A 20,897-nucleotide genomic window follows, 5' to 3' on the forward strand; every position below is an offset into this window, starting at 1 on the left:
GTCATGAAATGGCGACATAAAAAATTCACCTTCATGGTGATCCCGGATGCGAACAGCTCAGTTATACGTTTCCAACTATCCGCACTCATTCTTATATCGGGGATAGCCGTAATTATTGCATTAATTGCAGGATGTATTGCAGCGTTCCTGATTTACAGAGGAAGCTCCGGACAAATCGGTCAATTAAAACACCAGCTGTCATCAGCCTCGGTTGATTATGAACGAATTATTGATAATAAGAGCAAGCATATCGACGAGCTGCAAACAAACTTAATTGACCTTTCTGAGCAAGCAAAAACTATCAGTACCCATATGAACGACCTTAAGAGCTTAGAATCCCAGCTTAAGGAAATGGTAGGTATTGATGCAGGAGATTCCCGTGCCAAAGCTGCTCATACACAAGAGGAAGACTCTTACAGTGGGCAATTTTCAATGGATGGGGGCACTGGTGGCGAAGACCGTCCTGTTACTGAGGAGGAAATGAAACTTTTACTCGATCAAACCCGCGATGAATTCCTAAATCTTGGAGAAGAGCTTGAGACGATGAAGCCCGAGCTTGAGTTCACCAAATCCCAAGTGGCCAAGCAGCAAAAGCTCATCGCCGTAACTCCAACCATATGGCCGACAGACTCACGCAAAATCACTTCCACCTTCGGAATACGCAAGGATCCTTTTAAAAGAAGAGCGACTTATCATGCAGGCTTAGATATTGGCGCGAATATTGGAGAACCGATATATGCGGCAGCGAACGGGACGGTAATTGAGGCAGGACGAAGCCCCTCACACGGCAATAATGTACTCATCTCCCACTCGAACGGACTCCAAACGCATTACTCCCATATGAGTAAAATCATAACTACGGTTGGCGCCAAGGTGAGCAAGGGAGATATTATCGGCGAAATTGGTTCAACGGGGCGTAGTACTGGGCCGCATCTCCACTACGAGGTTATCCTTAACGGTGAGCACGTTGATCCTCTTCCCTATCTTAAAGCAAGTAGAAGGAGCCCTTAACGATGTTTAAGAACAAAAAAACTAAAATTGATCCCAACTCAACTGACACGCTAATAGGTGAAGGAAGCTCGTTTGAAGGGAAAATAAAATCGGAAGCTGGCATACGTGTAGAAGGTGAAATGATTGGTGATATTGAGTGTGCTGGCGACATCACGATTGGCGAGGGGGGCATTGCCCGCTCAAATATTAAAGCTCGCAATATCATCGTTGCTGGACAAGTCATTGGAAACGTCACAGCCTCAGAAAAGCTGACCATTAAAGCAACTGGGAAGCTTCACGGCAACTCAACTGCCAATGACCTTTCTATTGAATCCGGCGGCATTTTCCAAGGGTCCAGTAGCATGGCATCTCAGGGATTGCAAGCTGTTTCTGAAGAGCAAGGTACACCTCGTAATCAAAAATGAGCATTGCTGAAGCTCAATTGGTTAGTGCGGAATCATCATTTAAGACCTACTAAGTTTGCAAGCCCTTCCTTCCATCGTGTATGATGCATAGTAGGCAGACAGAACGGAAGGTTGACAGGAGTGAGTGAAATAGAAGATTTAAAGAAGGCATACGAAATACTCGGGCTACCGGAAGATGCTACTCGAGAACAGGTGGAAAATCGCTATTTTATATTAATGAAACAGGCTCGTGCTGCACAATCCCGAACTGAGGAAGCTAACGACGAAGAAAATCGTAAGCTTGATCATTCGGAAATTAATCGCGCATACAATCTCGTACTCGGAATGGAGTCCGGGAAGATCAGTACCGTTGAGAAGCCGACTAAACTAGCTCATTTCTTCCACTATTATAGACTTCATGTAATAGTAGGAATTATTATTGTTCTGGTTGCAGGCTATATGATCAAAGAAGGCATTGATAACAGAAGAGCAGCAGCCAATCTGCCTCCGTCAAGTCTTTCTGTAAGCGTGTTCGGCGACTTTTATTTCGCAGATGCGGAGATTTTAGAGAAAAACATGCTAGAGCTTATTCCTGATTGGCAAAGGATAGACACGAAGTTAGTTTTCGTGCCTACTGAAATTAAGAGTCAGCAAGACATGGCTATGCAGCAAAAAAGCGTTCTTATGCTTATGACTGAACGCTCCGAGCTCTATATTACAGACGAGTTAAGTTTCAAAAACCTTTCCGCTCAGGGAGCGTTTGTGAATTTGAAGGAATTTGAAGCCTCGCATCCCCTGAATATTCCGGCTGATAAAATTCGCAAAGCCAAATCCGAGGATGATACTGAGGAGCAGCCATACGGAATCGACATTACTGGAAATCCCATATTCAAAAATATTGAATTGAATGGCCAGCATACAATAATAGCTATTCGTGCGAAGGAAGAAAAGTGGGATAACACCGGCCTGCTTTTGGAAAAGCTCATTCAAACAACGCCTTAACAGACTTACACTAAAAACGGCTTCGACTTCCCAAGGGAAGTCGAAGCCGTTTTTAGTATGAGCTGATACCTTTTGTCGGCTGGCGAGGGCGACAGTGAACCGTAGGTTCACTAATATTACTTTTTGAAGGCTGGTTGGACTGTTAGTGAACCGTGGGTTCTCTAATGTTACTTTTGGCGGGTTGGCGGGACAGTTAGTGAACTTTGAGTACTCTAATGTTGCTTTTTGCGGGCTGGCGAGGCTGACAAATGTTACTTTTTGAAGGCTGGCGGGTGGGCGTTCGGGGGAGCTCCCCCGAGCCTTGCCCCCACTATCCGCTTACCTTAGATCAAATACCAGGAAACTAGCGCCACCTGAATGACTAGTATTGCAGGCATTCCGATGACGAATGTGAGGTGCTTTGTTTTGTGACGCAACACTCTCATGGCCACAATGGCTCCAACCGAGCCTCCGACGGCTGCCAAGAGAAACAATGTTCTCTCTGGCACCCTTCTTCCGCGTCTCTTTGCTTGCGACTTATCATGTGCAAATACGAAAAACGTAATGAAATTAATAAGAGCCCAAATAATACTAACAGTCGTTATCATTCTGATTCCTCAACTTCAATAATATCCGGGAATAAAATATCCCCATTCTGCTCGTTTGACCCAATGATTTCTGTAAAGGCTGTTGAAAGCTCACGTGGTGGATATGGCTTCGTTAAATATTTCTGAATCGAATAGGTTTTAAGATTTTCATCCGACTTGTCCAATGCAGATGATATGACAATAGGAATTTTTGCCGTCCTGGAGTCATTTTTCAGCATCCGGATTAAATCCCATCCATCCAGCTCATCTCCCAGCATAATATCGACTACGATCCCAACGAATGGTGTCGTTAGAGCCTCTTGGAAGGCTTTCTGCGCGTTATAATGATGCGTGACCCTAAAGCCCTTGGCCTTTAATTCCTCAGACAGCAGCAAGGACAGGCTGGAGTCGTCCTCAACAATCATGACGTTCTGGATCTTATCTTTGTCATTACCTTCTGGAAGGACAATCATATCTTCCTCGCGAGGATGCTCATAGGACCATAGTGGCAATTCAAACCAGGTTGTTGTTCCTTCACCTTCAACGGATTCTATCCCAATTTTCCCATGGTGCTTCTCAATAATTTCCTTACAAATTGCAAGGCCTAATCCCGTCCCCCCGACTTTCCTAGAGGTACTGTTGTCGACTCGTCTGAATTTCTGGAAAAGAATATCTATCTGGCTTTTAGGGATACCGAGTCCTTTATCTTCAATCTTAACGACGATATGACCTGGCACATTATACATTCTTACCTTAACGTCACCTTCATCAGGCGAAAACTTAATGGCGTTGCTAATAAGATTCGTAAATACTTGTACAATTCTAGCCTTATCCACTTCTACATCTGCAAACTTGGCCTCATCAATAAGCAATACGTTGTGCTTATTTCCTACTTTATACTGATCAATGACTTCCATAGCAATCCGATTCAAAGCATACGTCTCAACATCGTATTGCTGTTTGCCTGATTCCATTCTCTGAAGATCAAGGAAATCGTTAATAAGATTCGTTAATCTTAGAGCCTCTTTATGAATCGTCTCCAAATATTTTCTCTGCCGCTCAGGCTTCAACGGTTTTGAAAGCAGCAATTCCGTAAACCCTAGCACGCTCGATAATGGCGTTCTCAGCTCGTGGCTTACCGTACTAACCAATTCCGATTTCATGATATCTAGCTCATGCTCTTTAGTAATATCACGATGCACGAACAAGGTTCCTATTCTAACCTCACGGCGAACAACAGGAGTAGCATACACATCAATATATTTCTTTGATCCCTCACCAATTGAATATTGGATACTGCTTGATTCTTGCATCTCCTCTGAAATAGCTTGATTGAAGAAGCTCTCCAGCTCTGAAGGAGTATTGCATTGATCCACGATATCTCGCATCCATTGCCCGACCGGAATGGCCTGCCCCTCTGTCCACCGCTCACACAAAATAATATTAAGCAGCGCTTTATTACTATGTGTCATTATGCCATCTGAATTAACGAATTGGATGCCTTCATTTACATTGTTAACAATATCCTGATTCAGCTTGCGGGCCATTTCGATATCTTCAACCATTTCCATTCTTTCGACCGCTAAGCTAACTCTGATCATAATCCCTTTAATCTCTTCTAATTCTTCCTCCAAGAAACGTCTACCAATTCTCGTAGCACAGAATACGCCCACTACCTTGTTATTGGCATCCTTAACGGCAGTATACAAATCAAAGCAATCTACAGCTTCTATTGATATGCCAAGCTCCGAGTTGCTCGCCGCTCTTTGGACGATATATGTATTTTCCTCAGCAAGTCTGTCTAGCATTGCATGAGATGAAGGAGTAACATAACGATCAACAACCTCTTGAGGAAGTCCTCTCGATACATGAATACTATCTCTAATAATCATAAAGAAGCTAGAATCGAAGGAATAGAACTCATTAATAAAATGAATAAACTTCTCCACAAAATCCTTTTTGTTTAGAGTATACGTAATTTCATGATTTAATAAATTATGGTTTTCTAAAATACTCATCGTTTCTTCTATTTGCTGCAACGATTCGACAAGCTCTTGCTGTATCGATTTATTCATGCTTATATCGTTTGCAATCATAATATACTTATAGATGTTCCCATGCTCGTTAAGGTAAGGAACAACCGTAAGATTAAGCCAAATAGCCGATTGATCCCTTCTCTCGACCTCTAGCTCAGCGTTCCATACCCCTCCCTCTCTCACTCTACCTTGCATTTTGGCTAGAGCCTGCAAGGAAGAATCACGAATGGATATTACCTTGTATGGTTTCCCGATAAGCTCTGAAGCTTGAAATTGAGTGAGATCCGTAAGCCGTTCATTCGTATAGGTAAATACGCCGTATTCATTCAGAATAGCAACAGCGGAAGATTGATCCAATGCCTTCATAATACTTTCTATCTCATTGAGAGAGTGCTGTAGCTGGGTTTGCTGAGCTTGAAGCTCCTCCTGCTGCGCTTGAAGCTCCTCGTTCTGAACCATAAGCTCTTCTTCATTATCCTGAATACTGCGAGTCATAGCGATAAAGGAGTCGTGTAATCTACCGAGCTCATCACGCCGGTTGGATTGCATTAACGGCAATTCCCGTCCTGCCGCCAAAGATTTAGTTGCCGCTTCCAGCGTAACGATAGGTGTAATAAGACTCCTTAGTAGGTTCCAGAATAATAGCCCCAAAACTAATAAAATTGTTAATCCAAATAAAATCGAAACGATTGTAAATTCATTAGCCTGCTTTATCGTTTTGCTAATAAGCTCATCGAAGTTTTTATCTGACTTCTTCTTGAGCTTCTGAGTGAAATCAAGGAAATCAAAAACAATTTGATTAGAATCGCTCTCCAATAACGCACGCAGGCCATCGAAATCTTTCGACTTTACAAGCCCAATGGCTTTAGGCAGAAGGTTAGTCGTATAGTCGTCATAGAAGGTTCTTAAATCTTCACTTGCTTTTTTCTCGTCGCTAGTAAGATTTAATGTAGAGAAATTTTTAAGTTGCTCATCGAACAGCTTTAATTCAATCTCCAATTGCTTAAGCTCTTTGGTGCTTTGAAAAGCATAATACCCTCTGGCCCTGAATAAAAAGCTATATAGAGTATCCGATAGGCTCTCTATTGTACGCGTCTTTAATGCCATCTCTTCCCGCTGCTCATCCAGAACACGCTGCTCATCACTCGCATAGAAATAGAAGGCAATTCCCACCAAAAGAACCAAGGAAATAACGCCAAGCAGCGTACGCATATATTTCGTTCTAATGCGGGTAGGTTTAATTTTCCTCGCCTCCACTATATAGGATCCCTTCTACAACTTGCAGAAGCTCTAGCGGACTAAACGGCTTCGGAATAAAATAGCTAGCCCCTGCTTCTAGCGCCTTCATTCGATCCGCATCCTGAGCTTTAGCTGTAAGCATAAGAATAGGAACTCTCTCTTTCTTTTCTTGAGGCAGTCTCTCAAGCACTTCCATACCCGTAAGCTCAGGCATCATATAATCTAGAATAATGAGATCGTAATCCGCTTGCTGAAGCTTATCCAAGGCTACCTTTCCATCGTTAGCTAAATCGATATGAACATCTAAATCCTCCAATGTATCTGAAATTAGCATACGAAGTATTTCTTCATCATCCACAATTAATATTTTCTTCATAAAAGCCTCCTGCTTAATCTTTCTTGATGACGGTTAATGAGTAATTCTCTGTGCTAAGCGTTCGATTCTAGAAATCAATTCCTGCATATGGAAAGGTTTAACGATATAATCGTCCGCACCGTTCTGAAGAGCTTGAACAATATCTGCTTGATTATTTCTTGCTGTAAGCATAGCAACGATAATATTGTGCTCGGGATAATTGGCTCGAATTCTATTCAGAACCTCTACCCCGTCAATAGTTGGCATGGAGCCATCTAGCAAAATGATATATTTTTCTTTGTCGGAGTACCAATCTGAATCCAAAAAAGAAATTCCATCTGCGTACTCCCTCACGTTAACAGGTATGCCTCTGTTCATCTGCCATTGCGATAATTGTGTAACAACGACATCTCTAATGAGAGGATCATCATCCACAATAAGAATATTTAGCTTCTGTTCCTTACTTCTGACTACCATATGAGGAGAATAAACAACCGTCTGGTTTCTACCAGATTGTTTGCCTAAATACAAAGCTTGGTCAGCTTCGTTCACTAGCATATCGGATTGTGCATTATCCTCCGACACATCCGTTACTCCAGCCGAGAAGGTCACATGAAAGGACAGGCTGTCCGAGAAAAAAACACGCAATGCAAAATTCTCGCGTATGCGATGCAGAAGCTCTGTTGCTTGGATTTTATCCGTATTGGGAAGCAGTAGCGCAAACTCCTCTCCTCCATAACGGCATAACACATCCTCATCCCGTTTCGTCTCATTGACGACTTGCACAAAGCTTTGCAGAACTTCGTCACCCATAAGGTGACCATAAGTATCGTTAACCTTCTTAAAGCAGTCCAAATCCAATAGAGCCACTGAGAAAATGTTACTAGAACGTTGATAGTGGGACAGTAGCTGCGTCATAGTCTTATTGAAATGCTTACGATTATACGCTCCCGTTAGCTCGTCCACAACAACAGAATGGTCCCAATGCCGCTTCATTCTAAATCGATTTTCTATTAAAGCCTCGAGCAGCTCCGGATCGATAGGCTTGGCGAAAAAGTCCATAGCACCTAATCGATAGGCATGAATTTTGTTCGCAATACTATCCTCAATGCTGATTACTATAATAGGAATGTTTGCCTGATTGAATTTTTCAACAATTTGCTTAAGAACCTGTAGCCCATTCGTATCCGGGAGAAACAGGTCGAGGATCAGCATATCAGGCTTCCATTCGTAATAAAGCTTCAGCCCTCGCTCAGCTGTCAAAGCAATATTCACGGAATATGATTTTTCCTCTAATATACCTTTCAAATAAGCAGCTAGCTCGACATCATCATCTATAATGAGTATTTTACTCTCTGTTATATGTGAATCTACATCGTCAGAATTATTGAATAAGGCAGTGCTCTCTACTGGTCCACCACATTCGGCTCCATCAGAAACAAAGCCTAATAGAGAGTTTAATTGCTCATGCCAATCCGAGAACACAAATTGTCGGTTGCCATCGTCGGAATAGAGATTCAATTTCCTCTCCGCATCCTTCTCAATATCAACCAATCCTATCGTTCCAGCCGTTCCCTTCAGATTGTGCAGAAATCGGTAGATGTCCTTTTCCTCTACCAAATCCATGCTTGACCAACCCGTTAAGGTTTCCTTAATTCTCTTCTCAAGTAGTTCCTTATATTTATGAACTGACATTTTACTCACCTATGTTTATGGGTATTTGGAACCACTGACCATCTAATATCTTACATGAAAATCTAGAAGAAACAAGTGTTTTCCCGTTATTGGAGCCATTATTGCATCAAATCCGAAAAAATACCCCTTGACCCGTCATTTAACGGTTCAAAGGGCATTTGAACGACGATTAAGTTAAATTAATTTCCGTTAAAATAAACGGTATATTGCCCTGAACCATCCGTTGTTTGGAGTCCATTCCATTTAGGCACATCGGTAATGTAGTTAGGCTGGAATGTCATTGCATAAACTTTATTAGCTTGCAGCTCATCCTTAAGTCTCAGCACAACCTCAGTTACTACTTTATTGGAATCATTAAGCTCATCGGAATCTATATTTATTGAGCCTGCGTCCTTCTCGCGAATGCGGAAGGCTGCTTTGTTAACGCCAGTTACGGGCTCGCTAAATACTACCTTAACAGATTTACTACCAAGAACAATAACTTTTGTCACAATTGGATTAGGGTTGCGATTTTCTGTTCCAGCAAATTGCAGCTTATCCGCATCATTAATTGTCACCAAAGCGGCTACTCCCGTAACTCCAGCAACATATACATGACCTGGCAGGAATAACTCCTGATTGTTGTTCCTAGCACGATATTGGAAAATAAAAGTCCTATCGCTTCCTTCTTTCTGTTGAACGTAAGGTGTCCAGTCATTCGTATTGATGTTAGCCCCGTTATCCTTTAACACCGTTAGCTTCAGATTTTTAAGATCATTACCTGTGATAGCTCGATCAAAAACAACTTCAAGCGTATTCTGATCCTTCGCTACTATAGACTGCAGCTTGACTTGCTTATCCGGGTTTGCAACCCCACCAAATAGATGCGTTGAGGGATCCATTACATTACCAGACAAATCAGAAATATAGGCAATCGTTAGCGTGTATACCGTAGCATCCAACTGCTGGGATGTTAGTAAGGTTACCGTTTGTCCATCATTCTCTAGCTTAGCTTGAAGAACGATAAGACCCTTATCAATCGTGTAGCGATTTGTTTGTATGGCTTGCTGTGCGTCTATTTTTTTATTGAACTTAACGCTGATAACTGCCGTATTAGGATTGATTTTTACTTCAGCTATCTTAGGTTTGTCAGTATCGTTGCTACCAGTAAAATATAAATCACTGCGTGTGTCCATAACGTTACCTGCGAGATCCTTCACATTACGAACGGTAAGCTGATATTTTCTATCGTTCACCTGCTCCGACGTAGTGAAGGTTACCTTCTTGCCGTCCGAAGAGAGCTGAATCGTATTTAATTTCAACCCATTATTGAATATATAGTTAGATGAATTAGTAGCCGAGCTTGATTCTACTGGCTCCGAGAACGTGAGCTCAATAATCTTGTTAGGCAATCTGACTGGCTGGGACACAATTTGGGGCTTTGTTGTATCATCCTGCTGAGAAATATAATTCCAAGTGTTCCCGTCAACGGATAACGTATGAACAACACCTGCAATCTGACGATCCGTCCACAGCTGGATGGACATTCCGTCTTGGCTTAGGACAGCCTGCTGAATATTTCTGTTGTTGCCATTCGTATCTTTTAGTGAGAATCGGATCTTATCTGTTTTGTCGGCACGCTGAAGTAGATTTACTCTCAATGATTGGTTCGAGAGAACATCGACTGACCGGATACGATAAGGCTCCAGATGAGATTCCTCATACACGGCATATGCGGCATCCACTAGTAATCCACGCGTCGCATCTACAGTGTAATCGCTCAGTTGGGGAATGAGCTTGCGATCCAATGCTAGACTGACAGCTCCTCTTGCCCACTTAGACACTTTTCCAGTAACTGGAGTTTGACCTCCCCCAGTTAAACCATAGCTTCTTACGAAAACTGCAGCGAGCTGCTCCACCGTCATATTCAGTGCGGGAGAAAATATTTTTCCGCCCGTTCCGCCCATGAGCTCAGCACGTTTAACGGATTCAATTTCCTTGAAGGACCAACGAGTTTTCAGAACATCGTCATAGCTCCGCGTTGTTCCTCCTGCTGGAAGCTCCAACAAGCGATATAAGACCACAGCAAGCTGTTCCCTAGACATAGATTCATTTAATCGAGAGCTGCCATCTGCCAAGCCTGTAAAAATATTTTTCTCTTTAAGCACATTGAACTTCTGCTCAGTTGTTAAATTCGATGCTCCTGCTGCAGTAAATGGCAAACTGATAAGCAGTAACAGGGATAACATGCTAATAATTGTTTTTCTCATCTAGCTACCTCCTTATGTCCGCCCTAAACTTAGTCAGCTCAGTTGCGTGGCGATCCATTAAGTTTGACGTAGGGTGGATACGTTTTGTTTCGATAATTAAAAAATTTTTAATAAAAGCCAACCCAACGTCTTTGTAGACAAGTGGATTGGCTTAAAATTAACAATCAATTAGTTACCCTCTGGATAACCAATTAGGATGATGCTTGTGGAAGTGTGTCACCTTATGTCCGTTAGCAAGGCGAATCCAGCTTGTATACGGTTGCCCGAGCCTGAGCTTAATGACTCGTGCCCCACGCTGATACAGCCATTTTCCATAAGTATTGTAGCCTGTAGCTCTTCCATAGCTTAATTGAATGCCACGCAGCATACCTGTGTAATCGTTAGTATGATCATGACCGCAGAAGGTGCCCATCACTCCACCAGCTTCCACCATCGCAGCGAAAAAGCCAGAGTTAACCTTCGGACAGTTTACCTTCTCGTGTCTATGTCCATAACAAACGTTGTAGTTCCAAATCTCTCGATATTCTGGAAGAGGAATATGGAAAAAAACCAAAGCGGGTACCGGCACACCCCCGTTGCTCGTCTGGAGCGTCAGGGCTTGCTTTTGAAACCATTCTATTTGACTCTGGCGAATCCAATCATACCCTGGGACAGAGGGGATGTCTGAATACCCGCCGCTATCGAGAAAATAAAGCGCAGCTCCCGTTTCGCCGTTCGAATCTGCGACCTTAGCAACAAAATTACCTACTCCATCTACTTCCAATGGACCTGCTTCGGTAATTGTGCCTACATGCTCCAGCTGTACATTAATGAGCTGCTCTCTGGTTGTTTTCCCCTCACAGTCGTGGTTCCCGAATACTGCGGCCCACGGAATACCACTCTGCTCTACAACGGACAGTGCTTCCCTGTAGGAACGAATAGGATCCTTACAGCTTAGGCTCTCGATTACATCTCCCGTTAGTACGATTAGATCCGGCTGTTCCTCAGCCAGAACTCGCTCCATAAGCGCTTTGGTACGCTTATCTTCGGAGTCGCCATTTTTCCAATGTAAGTCGGTAAATTGTACAATCGTAAATGTCCCATCTGAACGGAAGCGCAAATTATTGTTCATAGCCTATCCTCGCCGCCTACTATTCGATAATTATTCTCTTAACGCATCGTAGAGCTTGCTGGACATCTGTGAGCTTGTTTGATTGTTCAGCAATGCTTTTCTAGCTTTCTGAAGCTCATCCTTTAGTCGCTCATTTTCAGATAGAACAGCCTGGATTGCTCCACTTTCATCCTCATTAGGTAATGGCTCAGACAGCTTCCGACCATTCGAATAATAGTTGGACGATTCATAGATTCTGAAGGCAACCTCAGCTTCTGGAATGCCGAGTGACCTTATATGACGGTCAATACATTCGGCTGCTTGGTCTTGAACTAACGTTCCTCGGTCGAACCAATTCACTTCAATGAATGGATATGAGGGAACAAATTCTCCGTCAAAGCATGCAGTCGTATTTAAGCATTCCAGCATAATATAATCGCTCGGGCATTGGCACAAGCTTGCTAGCTCAGCCACAAGTGACTGACTGATCGTGCGAATTTGCTCTGGGGCAACCCCTCGAATAAGCAGGTGGGGCATAATTTAGACACTCCTCTATGGAATTAAACCATTTTTTACTTATGAAACAGCAAATACTCTTCTTAAATAATCATTAAGAAATATGCCATCTGGATCTAGCTTAGCCCTAAATTGTTGAAAGCTATCCCACATCGGATAAGATCTGCTTAGCTGCTCAGCATTAAGCGTATGTAGCTTTCCCCAGTGCGGCCGGCCGCCGTAGCTTAGAAAAATTTGTTCCATATCTGCGAAAAAAATCTCATGAGGCATGCCTTTGTACATATGGACGGCAATATAAGCGGAATCCCTCTCATACGCCGGACTGAGCCATATATGATCGCCTTTGGCGAAACGGCATTCGATAGGAAAATGGACGTTATATTTGTTCAGCGCCATTTTCTCTCGCATTTCCCTAATAACAGGCTCCATAGCCTCAACCGGAAGATTGTACTCCATTTCATTAAAGCGTACAAGTCGCTGAGTGGCAAAAAGCCGATGGCTGTACTCGACTTTGCCATTTGTTGGAACAGTCGCCGCACAGATTCGACTAACGGTAGCACTAAGCTTCGGAGCCCTCCTGCATATGCCGGACAGAGCGCCGAATGCCGCATTCTCTAGAATTACATCACTTATGTAGCTGCTGATTTTCCGAGATGTGACTGGTTGATCCGTTTCATTCATGAACTTAAGCTGGCAGGGCTCTGCGTAGGGAAACCAGTAAAGCTCAAAATGACGATGCATAGCGGACAAGGAATCTAGCCGCTGAAGGCATGCCGAGAGGGAATCTCTTGTGCTTTCATAGCTTAGCTTATAAGCTGGTCGCAGGCGAAGAGTAACCTGAACGATAACGGCTAGCGCTCCTAACGAAATCTGAAGCGATTTAAATAGCTCGGGATGAGACTGCTCCGTACAGGTTAGTACCTCAGCTGTCCCGGTAACAATAGTCATTCCGACTACTTGTGTCGCTATATTACCGAACTGCAAGCCGGTTCCATGTGTACCTGTACTAATCGCGCCAGCGATGGATTGAACGTCAATGTCACCTAAATTTTCTTGGGCGAGTCCTTCAGCATGCAGTAGCTCACCTAAAGCTTTCAGCTTCGTTCCCGCCCATACTATAGCCGTACAGCTCTCAGCATCGACACTTACAATCCCTTGCATCCGATCAAGAGACAGAAGTACGTCGTCCGAAGCGGCCACTGCTGTGAAAGAATGACCAGAACCAACTACCCTAAGTGTCCTAGACTCTCTGCGGCACAGACGAACAGCATCGACAATCTCTTCCGTGCTGCCAGGATATATTACCTGTTGCGGTGTCGCTTGCACGATACCCGACCAGTTTCTCCATCTCTGACCGCTTTTGATCATAAAAAGCTTTCCCCCATGCCCCTGTAGGTTGAGAACTCTCCAACAATAGCTCCATTAGAAACTGCATGAAGCTGGTCGAATCTTTCGCATAGCTCTCCCGCCTTCGCATGCCGGAAGAAAACAGGATCACCGAGCTTAAGCGCAGTCTGAGATGGGTTCCGATTTAAGAGCGGTGTCTGAACCTCTCCTGCGCCCTCTAGAGGCATCAGCTCTAATCCTTGGGGCAAATATGGCTTGGGCAGCTTGTTCTTATCCGCAGCACCTGATGCAGTGTACCCACCACCCATGCAGGTATATATATTTTCTCTTGGCTGTCGCACAACCTCCACTGCAAATCCTGCCGCAGGCTGGTATTGAAAGGAACGATAGTGATCGAATAAGGCGGGACTATAGAATCCTGATCCTGCCGTAAGCTCTGTAACGACCTTCTCTTCCCGAGAGCTGGATAGGCTTCCGGTACCGCCTGCATTAACGAATCGAACGTTAGCGCCGAGCTCTCTTATTCCATGAATGACTTCCTGCCTTCTGGTAGCCACTTCCCGAATCGATCTACTTTTCAAGAGCCTTACAATACTATTCTTAAATGAGGCTCCCGGAGCTTGATCTCCTAACCCAGCAATTTGCGCCTCATAACCCATAACACCATCCAAATACACCCAAGCTGATGACATTATTTTTTCTACAACAGGACGTGCTTTCTCCCAATCGCTCAACGGAGAACGCCACACGCCGAAACGTAAGCCTGGATAGCTTGTAGACATATCAATATCGAGACATAACGGAATTCGAATACCGCGTTCTTGTGCTAGCGCTTCCAAATGAACAATGTGCTCCAAGCAATCCACCATGAATGTAATGCTATGACCTTCGCCTATAAGATCAATTAATACCTGAATTCCCGTAGGCTCCCACGTTGGGTAACCGAGCAATAAATCCTCAAACCCTAACTTTGCTAAAAATGCTGCCTCCGATGCCGTAAAGCACATGACGCCTTCAAAAGTATCATCAGAGCGAAGAATATGGCGAAGCACTTCAACAGAGCGAATGGATTTGCTTGCCACACGAACCTTCTTATTTCCTGCTGCTCGGGCAATATCACGAATATTTTTATCAAGCAAATCTAAGTCCAAGTAAGCAAAAGGCATCGGAATTCCGGCAAATACATGCTTATACGTTTCATAGTCTGGAATCAGGATGATACCACCCTTTCAACGTCGGATTTATCGTAGCAGCTTGCGAATTAAGGACATTCCCCACTTAGAATTCGGATAGCGAAAGGGCATGTCAATTAAAGTCGTCTGTCTCAGCAGTCCTTTGTAATGAGTGAAAGCTCTAAATCCATGCTCTCCGTGATAGCTGCCTATCCCGCTTGATCCAACGCCCCCAAAGGGTAAATAAGGATTACCCAAATGAATGATTGTATCATTAATGCAGCCTCCGCCGAATGCAATACCCTCAGTAATTATTTTCTGGAATTCAGGACACTGTGCGAACAGATAAAGCGCTAGAGGCTTCGGATTTGCTTGGATCGTATAAAATATTTCTTCACTATTTTCATAATCCAATAAGGGGAGAATAGGACCGAAAATTTCTCCTTGCATGATTTTTGAATCTAAGGCGACTCCCTCAATTAGTGTCGGGGCTATTTTGTATGCGGCTTCATCTGTTTGTCCACCGAAGAGAATTCGACCTTCTGTTAAATATTCAGATAATCTGCTGAAATGACGTTCATTCACGATTCGTCCGTAAGTGGGATTATCAATTGGACTACTTCCATAGAATGTCTCAATGACCTTAACCATCTCACTTATTAGCTCCTGCTTCACATCCTTATGAACGAGCAAATAGTCGGGTGCGACGCAGGTCTGACCTACATTTGTATATTTCCCGAATACAATACGCTTGGCCGCCAGCTTAATATTCGCATCCTTGTGTACGATGCATGGGCTTTTCCCGCCTAATTCAAGGGTGACTGGAATGAGCTTCTTAGCAGCAGCTTCCATCACAATTTTGCCAACGGAGGAGCTTCCTGTAAAAAAAATATGGTCGAATGGCTGCTCAAGAAGCTGAGTATTCAAGCTTGCTCCACCCTCAACGACCGTTATGTATTCCGGTAGGAACGTCTCTCTTATAAGCGATTCCAGCACACTGGAGGTTGCAGGTGCAATCTCTGAAGGCTTCATAATGATTGTATTTCCTGCTGCAATAGCAGCAATGACCGGCGCCAGCATCAAATTCACAGGGTAATTCCAAGGCCCAATAATTAATGTGGTCCCTAGGGGCTCAGGAATAATTGTGCTGCTTGCACCTAAATGAGATAACGGCGTACACACACGCCGTGGCTTTGACCACCTCCGAACGAAGCGGATGGCGATACGAATTTCCCTAAGCACAATACCTATTTCCGTTGAATATGCTTCTAGCTCAGACTTGTTCAAATCCTGCTTGAGTGCTGCTAGTAGCTTTAATTCGAATTTATGTATGGCATCCCTTAGATGACTTAATTGTTCTCTGCGAAATGCAACAGTTCTCGTTGCACCGCTTCGGTAATAATCCTGCTGACGCTTAACAAGGATAGTCAGCTGCTCTGAATGCTGTAATGGAATGTCGCTCATATTTCTACTCCTTCATTGTCCTTCAGCGCTATAGTTGAATTATCCTAGTTTACGCCCCTTTGTGTAAAGAGTTTTCTGAAAATTGTGTCATTGCTAAAATAGGATCTTATAAGGTATGATCAAATGAAATACGGAGGTGTTCATTCAATGGGAATGTCCAAATCAAAGCAGCATAGACACAAAACAGAACGAGCGGGCCTTAACAATCCCGAAATGAGCCGAATTCAATGGCATCGCAAGCCCCACACTCAAGTCGTCCAGAACAAGAAAGCCGAGCAGCGCCGTACGCTATGCCGCCATAAAGGCAGCCGCGATGGCGCTGATTTTTTTATTTTCTGGCGTAACGCTCTAATAAATTAACGAATCCATACAGAATAACGGATAGAAGAGCAAGCATGCTAATGCTAACCATAACTAGATTCATCTGAAATACTTGCCCGCCATAAATAATCAAGTAACCAAGACCTGCCTTGGAGGATAAAAACTCCCCCATTACAACCCCCACGAGAGTCAGTCCTACATTTACCTTTAACGCAGCTATAAAATGAGGGATACTTGCAGGCAGCAGCACCATCCGAAGCATCTGAAATTTTGTAGCTCCGAAGGATTCCATGAGCTTCAGCTTTGTTTGGCTTATTTCCTTGAACCCACTCTCAATCATAATAATCGTTACGATAACGGAGATTGCAACTGCCATGCCATAGATGGAGTAGCGATCACCGAGCCAAATATAGAAAATAGGACCGAGAGCGACCTTAGGCAAAGCATTAAGCACAACAATATAAGGCTCAAGCACCTTCGATGCAAAGGTTGACCACCAGAAGAGAACTGCAATAGTCGTACCTAGCAGCATGGAGATGACGATTCCGACCAGAGTTTCCCATCCGGAAATCCAAGTATGTCTGAGCAGGCTTCCCTCTACAACAAGCTCGCGAAAGGAGGTTAGAAGCATTGACGGCTTACTCGTCAGCATCGGATCGATCCACTTCCATCTCGCTGCCAGCTCCCACAATGCAAGGAACACGATGAGCACAGACAAACGTGACAAACCGATCAGCCATAGCTTGCGCTTCTGGGCTTTGAGGTAGCTTTCATATAGAGGGGAAGTCATGCTACTCCAGCTCCTTCCAGATTGCGTTAAAGTATTCATTGTAACGGCCTGCCTCCCGCTTCTTCCACGGAGACAGATCATCACCCTCATCGAATTGAATCGAATATACGGTACTTATCGTGCTTGGTCGCTTGGACATGACCATCACTCGATCGGCCATACTTATCGCTTCTGAGAGATCATGTGTTACGAGAACGGCTGTTTTTCCTTGGTCCTTAATAATTTGGAGCACTTCCTCTGACAGAGTTAGACGGGTCTGATAATCCAAAGCTGAGAAAGGTTCATCCAGCAGTAATATATCGGGTTCTGCCACGAGAGTCCGAATCAGAGCAACTCGTTGCCGCATTCCGCCTGATAGCTGCGCGGGATTATGATGGGCAAATTCGCCTAATCCGTAACGTTGAAGAAGCTCCAATGCCTTGTGTTTTGCTTTACCCCGATCCATTCTACGAATTTCCGCTCCGACCATTAGATTACTAAGAACATCCCGCCATTCGAACAAATGGTCATGCTGCAGCATGTAACCAACCTTAGGAGAGGTGCTCGTCACTTCGTTGCCATCTATTTTAACCGTCCCGACTGTAGGTTTAAGCATCCCAGAAACGAGGGAAAGCAGCGTGCTTTTTCCGCAGCCGCTTGGCCCTACAATGCTAATAAACTCTCCTCGATCAATTGAAAGGTTAATATCGCGTAACGCCTCTGTTTCTTGCTTAAGCGTGAAATAGCTCAACCCGACACCTGTTAATTCAATTTGCCCCATAAGCTCATCAATCCGATTTTCCGATATTTTTCACGAAGCTCATGTCCACAACATCATCCATGCTTGCTATCTTCTCATCTGCCTTAAGCACACCATTCTCGACAAGTACATTTTGCAAAATATCGAATTGCTCCTTAGTCAGCTGTGGATCAGTCGACCAAGTCCCCTGGCTTTTGTAGCGTTCTACAGATTGAATGATAATATCTTCCGGTGTCCCCTCAAAAAAGGGCTTGAGAGCTTGCGTAATTTCATCCTTAGACGCAGTGCTGAGCCATCTAGCTCCTTCTGCTACAGCGGTCGTGAATTTCTGAATGGTTTGCGGATTTTTCCTAATGAAATCAGAAGTGGCGACGTAGGATGTTTCCGGGAAAGGTCCGAACGCTTCTCCTAATGAGGCTGCGAAATAAGCTTTGCCTTCCTTAACTAACGTGGAAGCGACTGGCTCAAACAGCTGGATGAAATCGCCCTGACCGCTAGCAAAGGCGCCTGCCATAGCTGGGGCTGCGATGTTCGTGACAACCTTGACGTCTTTGGCTTGCTCCTTAAGCAACGTTGAATTCAAAACCATTTGAGGAGCGCTGCCAGGCCTCCAACCAATGATCGTTTTACCTTGTAGGTCACTCCATTTGAAGTTATCTAGCTTCTCGCGGGAGAGCAGGAACGACCCATCCTTAGAAGTAAGCTGGTGGAAAACCTTAAGCGTCTTATCCCCTTTTTGATTGTAAATGTAAATACTCGTTTCCGGTCCGACCAAGGAGATATCCGCCGTCCCAGCGATTAAAGCAGCAGCCCCTTTATCTGAGCCTTGCGCGGTATTCATATCTACATCAAGCCCTTGTTCCTTGAAAAAGCCCTTCGACATCGCAATATAATGGGGGGCATAGAAGATGGAGCGGATGACCTCTGAAAATTTGACCTTTGTTAAAGGTACTGATTCTTTGTTGCTATTCTTACCGCAGGCAGCTACAACAATCACAAGCATGGTCGCGAGGAGCACTAGGGATATTTTTCTCACATTCATGTTAGTTCTCTCCCTCTCTTTCAGACGTTATTACTTGTATGTGAACGACTCGACAGGAGCCGGTATGGTGCTTTTAAATGCCAAAAAGACTTTGAATAGGTTAATATCCTATTCAAAGCCTAGGCTACGTGTTCATATGCTAATCGTTAACGACTACGCCTAACAAGTAGGCAAAGCCACGAACCTGATCGGAGCTCACGATGCAGCCCTGCAAGCCTTCCAACGTGACTCCAATAGATTGAAATTCACATGTACTTAAATTCATACCCGATAGTTTAGCACCCGAAAATTGTGCTTGATCGATGCCCGTTTCCGTGATTTCTACCTTGGAAAAAGCAGCCTCATAAAAATCAGCCTTGTCGAAATTGCTCCGCTTCACGCTTACATACTTCATATCTGTGAATCGATAAACCGAATACTGCCCATAACACTCATCGAATTTGACGTTTCTAATCGTGGAGCTCGATAGATCAAAGCCAAGCATTTTACAATGGTTGAATTCAACACGGTGTAAGATTGAATCCCGAAAGTTCACGTTCGATAGATCACAGCGATTAAACACGACGTCTGTAAGCTCAGCTCTCTCTAACGCTATTTCATCAAACACGACATTGTCGAAAACAATCCGATCAAAGATTACTTTATCTGCGGTTTGATTGGCTATCTTATCCTGGGTGAATCGGCCGTTCTCGAACACTTGCTTATCTTGCATTTCATAATCGGAAACGGTTAGCTGATCAAGTTCTTTAGGTATTCTCGGAGCATCCAGAATGCTCTTTTCTTTCTTCACTGCCATATTAGTATGCATCTCCTAGCTAAGTAGATTATTAAGTAATACGGTGGCGTGTTGTGGGGGCGGACTATTAGGCGCAATTTCGCTGCTTCTGTTAGCGATAGCGAACCGGGAGTTCACTATTGGGCGTAAATCTGCTGCTTCTTCCTCATTAACGTACTGTGCGTTCACTATGGGGCGTAAATCTGCTACTTCTTCCTCATTAACGAACTTTCCGTTCACTATGGTGAGGAAATCTGATACTTCTTCCTCATTAACGTACTGTCCGTTCACTATGGGGCGTAAATCTGCTGCTTCTTCCTCATTAACGTACTGTGCGTTCACTATGGGGCGTAAATCTGCTGCTTCTTCCTCATTAACGTACTGTGCGTTCACTATGGGGCGTAAATCTGCTGCTTCTTCCTCATTAACGTACTGTGCGTTCACTATGGGGCGTAAATCTACTGCTTCTTCCTCATTAACGTACTATGCGTTCACTATGGGACGTAATTCTGCTGGATTTTCCTCAATAATGAACTGTGCGTTCACTATGCGGCGTAAATCTGCTGCTTCTTCCTCATTAACGCACCGGGGGGCGCTAAAAGTCCGCTATTGCAGACAAGTCACGTTTATATCTAGCTAGCTAACATGTCCTTCTATTATGGACTTTCAGAGTAATAATGGGAAGCCGATTCTTGTCCGTTATTAATGGTAATGACTGAATTCCTATAACTGTAAATTTACGTAAGATATGAAGTTTATTATAGAGAGGAGTAGTTGATCGGCGTAGCTATTGGTTGGTTATATAAGGAGCTTTCTAGATACCGGGGGCGTATGAGAGGCTTCTTCAGAGTATTGGCTATGTGGGATAGCGAGAGCTATTTGTTATGTAGGGTTTCGAGAGTTATTTGGTTATGTGGGCAGCAAGGACTAATTGGTTGTATGTTTGGTTGTGTGGGGTAGCGAGGAGTTATTTAGGTATATAGGGTGGCGAGGAATTAGATACATCTGAGCTATTGAGAGCTTCGGGCAGTTTCTATGTTTCTATGAGAACATCAGACAGCTATGTGTCCATGTTATTGAGCTATTTTATTGCCTTATCCGCGCA

19 protein-coding genes are annotated in these 20,897 nt (G+C 43.9%); 4 read left to right on the plus strand and 15 right to left on the minus strand.

Features of this window, described 5'->3' with window-relative positions; all coding sequences use genetic code 11:
- Window positions 1-3 precede the first annotated feature (3 nt).
- From KCTCHS21_RS23450 to KCTCHS21_RS23460, 3 genes are all read left to right on the plus strand, one after another.
- Window positions 4-1,011, plus strand: coding sequence for a M23 family metallopeptidase (locus KCTCHS21_RS23450; protein WP_130613926.1), 1,008 nt, complete (start codon window positions 4-6; stop codon window positions 1,009-1,011).
- A gap of 2 nt (window positions 1,012-1,013) precedes the next feature.
- Entirely contained in the window at window positions 1,014-1,415 is a 402-nt protein-coding gene (locus KCTCHS21_RS23455) for a bactofilin family protein (RefSeq protein ID WP_130613928.1), read from the plus strand.
- Between the two features lie 120 nt (window positions 1,416-1,535).
- Entirely contained in the window at window positions 1,536-2,396 is an 861-nt protein-coding gene (locus KCTCHS21_RS23460) for a hypothetical protein (protein ID WP_130613930.1), read from the plus strand.
- A gap of 323 nt (window positions 2,397-2,719) precedes the next feature.
- On the opposite strand, the gene KCTCHS21_RS23465 is transcribed toward KCTCHS21_RS23460, so the two are convergent.
- The 10 genes from KCTCHS21_RS23465 to KCTCHS21_RS23510 all read right to left on the minus strand — a co-directional run bounded on the left by KCTCHS21_RS23465 (window position 2,720) and on the right by KCTCHS21_RS23510 (window position 16,125).
- Window positions 2,720-2,983, minus strand: coding sequence for a DUF1294 domain-containing protein (locus KCTCHS21_RS23465; RefSeq protein WP_130613932.1), 264 nt, complete (start codon window positions 2,981-2,983; stop codon window positions 2,720-2,722).
- The gene (locus tag KCTCHS21_RS23470) at window positions 2,980-6,255 is read right to left on the minus strand and encodes an ATP-binding protein (protein ID WP_130613934.1); all 3,276 of its coding nucleotides are present in this window, start codon (window positions 6,253-6,255) and stop codon (window positions 2,980-2,982) included. The genes KCTCHS21_RS23465 and KCTCHS21_RS23470 overlap by 4 nt, the downstream gene beginning before the upstream one ends.
- A complete protein-coding gene (locus tag KCTCHS21_RS23475; protein ID WP_130613936.1) occupies window positions 6,236-6,613 on the minus strand; it encodes a response regulator transcription factor in 378 nt (125 codons plus the stop codon). The genes KCTCHS21_RS23470 and KCTCHS21_RS23475 overlap by 20 nt, the downstream gene beginning before the upstream one ends.
- 33 nt (window positions 6,614-6,646) lie before the next feature.
- On the minus strand, window positions 6,647-8,287 hold the full coding sequence (locus tag KCTCHS21_RS23480; protein ID WP_130613938.1) for a GGDEF domain-containing response regulator: 1,641 nt from the start codon (window positions 8,285-8,287) through the stop codon (window positions 6,647-6,649).
- Between the two features lie 179 nt (window positions 8,288-8,466).
- Complete coding sequence (locus KCTCHS21_RS23485; protein ID WP_130613940.1) at window positions 8,467-10,536, minus strand: Ig-like domain-containing domain; 2,070 nt, start codon at window positions 10,534-10,536, stop codon at window positions 8,467-8,469.
- A gap of 172 nt (window positions 10,537-10,708) precedes the next feature.
- A complete protein-coding gene (locus KCTCHS21_RS23490; RefSeq protein WP_130613943.1) occupies window positions 10,709-11,647 on the minus strand; it encodes a metallophosphoesterase family protein in 939 nt (312 codons plus the stop codon).
- Window positions 11,648-11,677: 30 nt separating this feature from the next.
- Window positions 11,678-12,163, minus strand: coding sequence for a DUF1904 family protein (locus KCTCHS21_RS23495; protein ID WP_130613945.1), 486 nt, complete (start codon window positions 12,161-12,163; stop codon window positions 11,678-11,680).
- A gap of 39 nt (window positions 12,164-12,202) precedes the next feature.
- Window positions 12,203-13,510 (minus strand): D-arabinono-1,4-lactone oxidase, encoded by a 1,308-nt coding sequence (locus KCTCHS21_RS23500; protein WP_179952635.1) that lies wholly within the window; start codon window positions 13,508-13,510, stop codon window positions 12,203-12,205.
- On the minus strand, window positions 13,507-14,700 hold the full coding sequence (locus KCTCHS21_RS23505; RefSeq protein WP_130613947.1) for an amino acid deaminase/aldolase: 1,194 nt from the start codon (window positions 14,698-14,700) through the stop codon (window positions 13,507-13,509). The genes KCTCHS21_RS23500 and KCTCHS21_RS23505 overlap by 4 nt, the downstream gene beginning before the upstream one ends.
- Window positions 14,701-14,730: 30 nt before the next feature.
- Complete coding sequence (locus tag KCTCHS21_RS23510; RefSeq protein WP_130613949.1) at window positions 14,731-16,125, minus strand: aldehyde dehydrogenase; 1,395 nt, start codon at window positions 16,123-16,125, stop codon at window positions 14,731-14,733.
- Window positions 16,126-16,272: 147 nt separating this feature from the next.
- Here KCTCHS21_RS23510 and KCTCHS21_RS23515 point away from each other — a divergent pair, with 147 nt between their 5' ends.
- Window positions 16,273-16,485 carry a hypothetical protein gene (locus KCTCHS21_RS23515; protein ID WP_232057937.1) on the plus strand — a complete coding sequence of 71 codons (213 nt, stop codon included), beginning with the start codon at window positions 16,273-16,275 and terminating at the stop codon, window positions 16,483-16,485.
- Here KCTCHS21_RS23515 and KCTCHS21_RS23520 read toward each other — a convergent pair.
- From KCTCHS21_RS23520 to KCTCHS21_RS23540, 5 genes are all read right to left on the minus strand, one after another.
- Entirely contained in the window at window positions 16,454-17,275 is an 822-nt protein-coding gene (locus KCTCHS21_RS23520) for an ABC transporter permease (protein WP_232057938.1), read from the minus strand. The two genes, KCTCHS21_RS23515 and KCTCHS21_RS23520, sit on opposite strands and share 32 nt — an antisense overlap.
- Complete coding sequence (locus KCTCHS21_RS23525) at window positions 17,238-17,996, minus strand: ABC transporter ATP-binding protein (RefSeq protein ID WP_130613953.1); 759 nt, start codon at window positions 17,994-17,996, stop codon at window positions 17,238-17,240. Before KCTCHS21_RS23525 ends, KCTCHS21_RS23520 begins: the two co-directional genes overlap by 38 nt.
- A 7-nt stretch (window positions 17,997-18,003) precedes the next feature.
- Window positions 18,004-19,017, minus strand: coding sequence for an ABC transporter substrate-binding protein (locus KCTCHS21_RS23530; RefSeq protein ID WP_130613955.1), 1,014 nt, complete (start codon window positions 19,015-19,017; stop codon window positions 18,004-18,006).
- Window positions 19,018-19,156: 139 nt separating this feature from the next.
- Complete coding sequence (locus KCTCHS21_RS23535) at window positions 19,157-19,813, minus strand: pentapeptide repeat-containing protein (protein WP_157994110.1); 657 nt, start codon at window positions 19,811-19,813, stop codon at window positions 19,157-19,159.
- A gap of 15 nt (window positions 19,814-19,828) precedes the next feature.
- The gene (locus tag KCTCHS21_RS23540; RefSeq protein ID WP_130613959.1) at window positions 19,829-20,236 is read right to left on the minus strand and encodes a hypothetical protein; all 408 of its coding nucleotides are present in this window, start codon (window positions 20,234-20,236) and stop codon (window positions 19,829-19,831) included.
- Between the last annotated feature and the right edge of the window lie 661 nt (window positions 20,237-20,897).

The organism is Cohnella abietis (genome assembly GCF_004295585.1).
GTDB lineage: Bacteria > Bacillota > Bacilli > Paenibacillales > Paenibacillaceae > Cohnella > Cohnella abietis.

Excerpts from the sequence above, each read along its gene's own strand:
- KCTCHS21_RS23450 (WP_130613926.1), top strand. The coding sequence starts at position 4 with ATGAAATGGCGACATAAAAAATTCACCTTCATGGTGATCCCGGATGCG.
- KCTCHS21_RS23455 (WP_130613928.1), top strand. The coding sequence starts at position 1,014 with ATGTTTAAGAACAAAAAAACTAAAATTGATCCCAACTCAACTGACACG.
- KCTCHS21_RS23465 (WP_130613932.1), bottom strand. The coding sequence starts at position 2,983 with ATGATAACGACTGTTAGTATTATTTGGGCTCTTATTAATTTCATTACG.
- KCTCHS21_RS23475 (WP_130613936.1), bottom strand. The coding sequence starts at position 6,613 with ATGAAGAAAATATTAATTGTGGATGATGAAGAAATACTTCGTATGCTA.
- KCTCHS21_RS23480 (WP_130613938.1), bottom strand. The coding sequence starts at position 8,287 with ATGTCAGTTCATAAATATAAGGAACTACTTGAGAAGAGAATTAAGGAA.
- KCTCHS21_RS23485 (WP_130613940.1), bottom strand. The coding sequence starts at position 10,536 with ATGAGAAAAACAATTATTAGCATGTTATCCCTGTTACTGCTTATCAGT.
- KCTCHS21_RS23490 (WP_130613943.1), bottom strand. The coding sequence starts at position 11,647 with ATGAACAATAATTTGCGCTTCCGTTCAGATGGGACATTTACGATTGTA.
- KCTCHS21_RS23495 (WP_130613945.1), bottom strand. The coding sequence starts at position 12,163 with ATGCCCCACCTGCTTATTCGAGGGGTTGCCCCAGAGCAAATTCGCACG.
- KCTCHS21_RS23500 (WP_179952635.1), bottom strand. The coding sequence starts at position 13,510 with ATGATCAAAAGCGGTCAGAGATGGAGAAACTGGTCGGGTATCGTGCAA.
- KCTCHS21_RS23510 (WP_130613949.1), bottom strand. The coding sequence starts at position 16,125 with ATGAGCGACATTCCATTACAGCATTCAGAGCAGCTGACTATCCTTGTT.
- KCTCHS21_RS23515 (WP_232057937.1), top strand. The coding sequence starts at position 16,273 with ATGGGAATGTCCAAATCAAAGCAGCATAGACACAAAACAGAACGAGCG.
- KCTCHS21_RS23520 (WP_232057938.1), bottom strand. The coding sequence starts at position 17,275 with ATGAATACTTTAACGCAATCTGGAAGGAGCTGGAGTAGCATGACTTCC.
- KCTCHS21_RS23525 (WP_130613953.1), bottom strand. The coding sequence starts at position 17,996 with ATGGGGCAAATTGAATTAACAGGTGTCGGGTTGAGCTATTTCACGCTT.
- KCTCHS21_RS23530 (WP_130613955.1), bottom strand. The coding sequence starts at position 19,017 with ATGAATGTGAGAAAAATATCCCTAGTGCTCCTCGCGACCATGCTTGTG.
- KCTCHS21_RS23535 (WP_157994110.1), bottom strand. The coding sequence starts at position 19,813 with ATGGCAGTGAAGAAAGAAAAGAGCATTCTGGATGCTCCGAGAATACCT.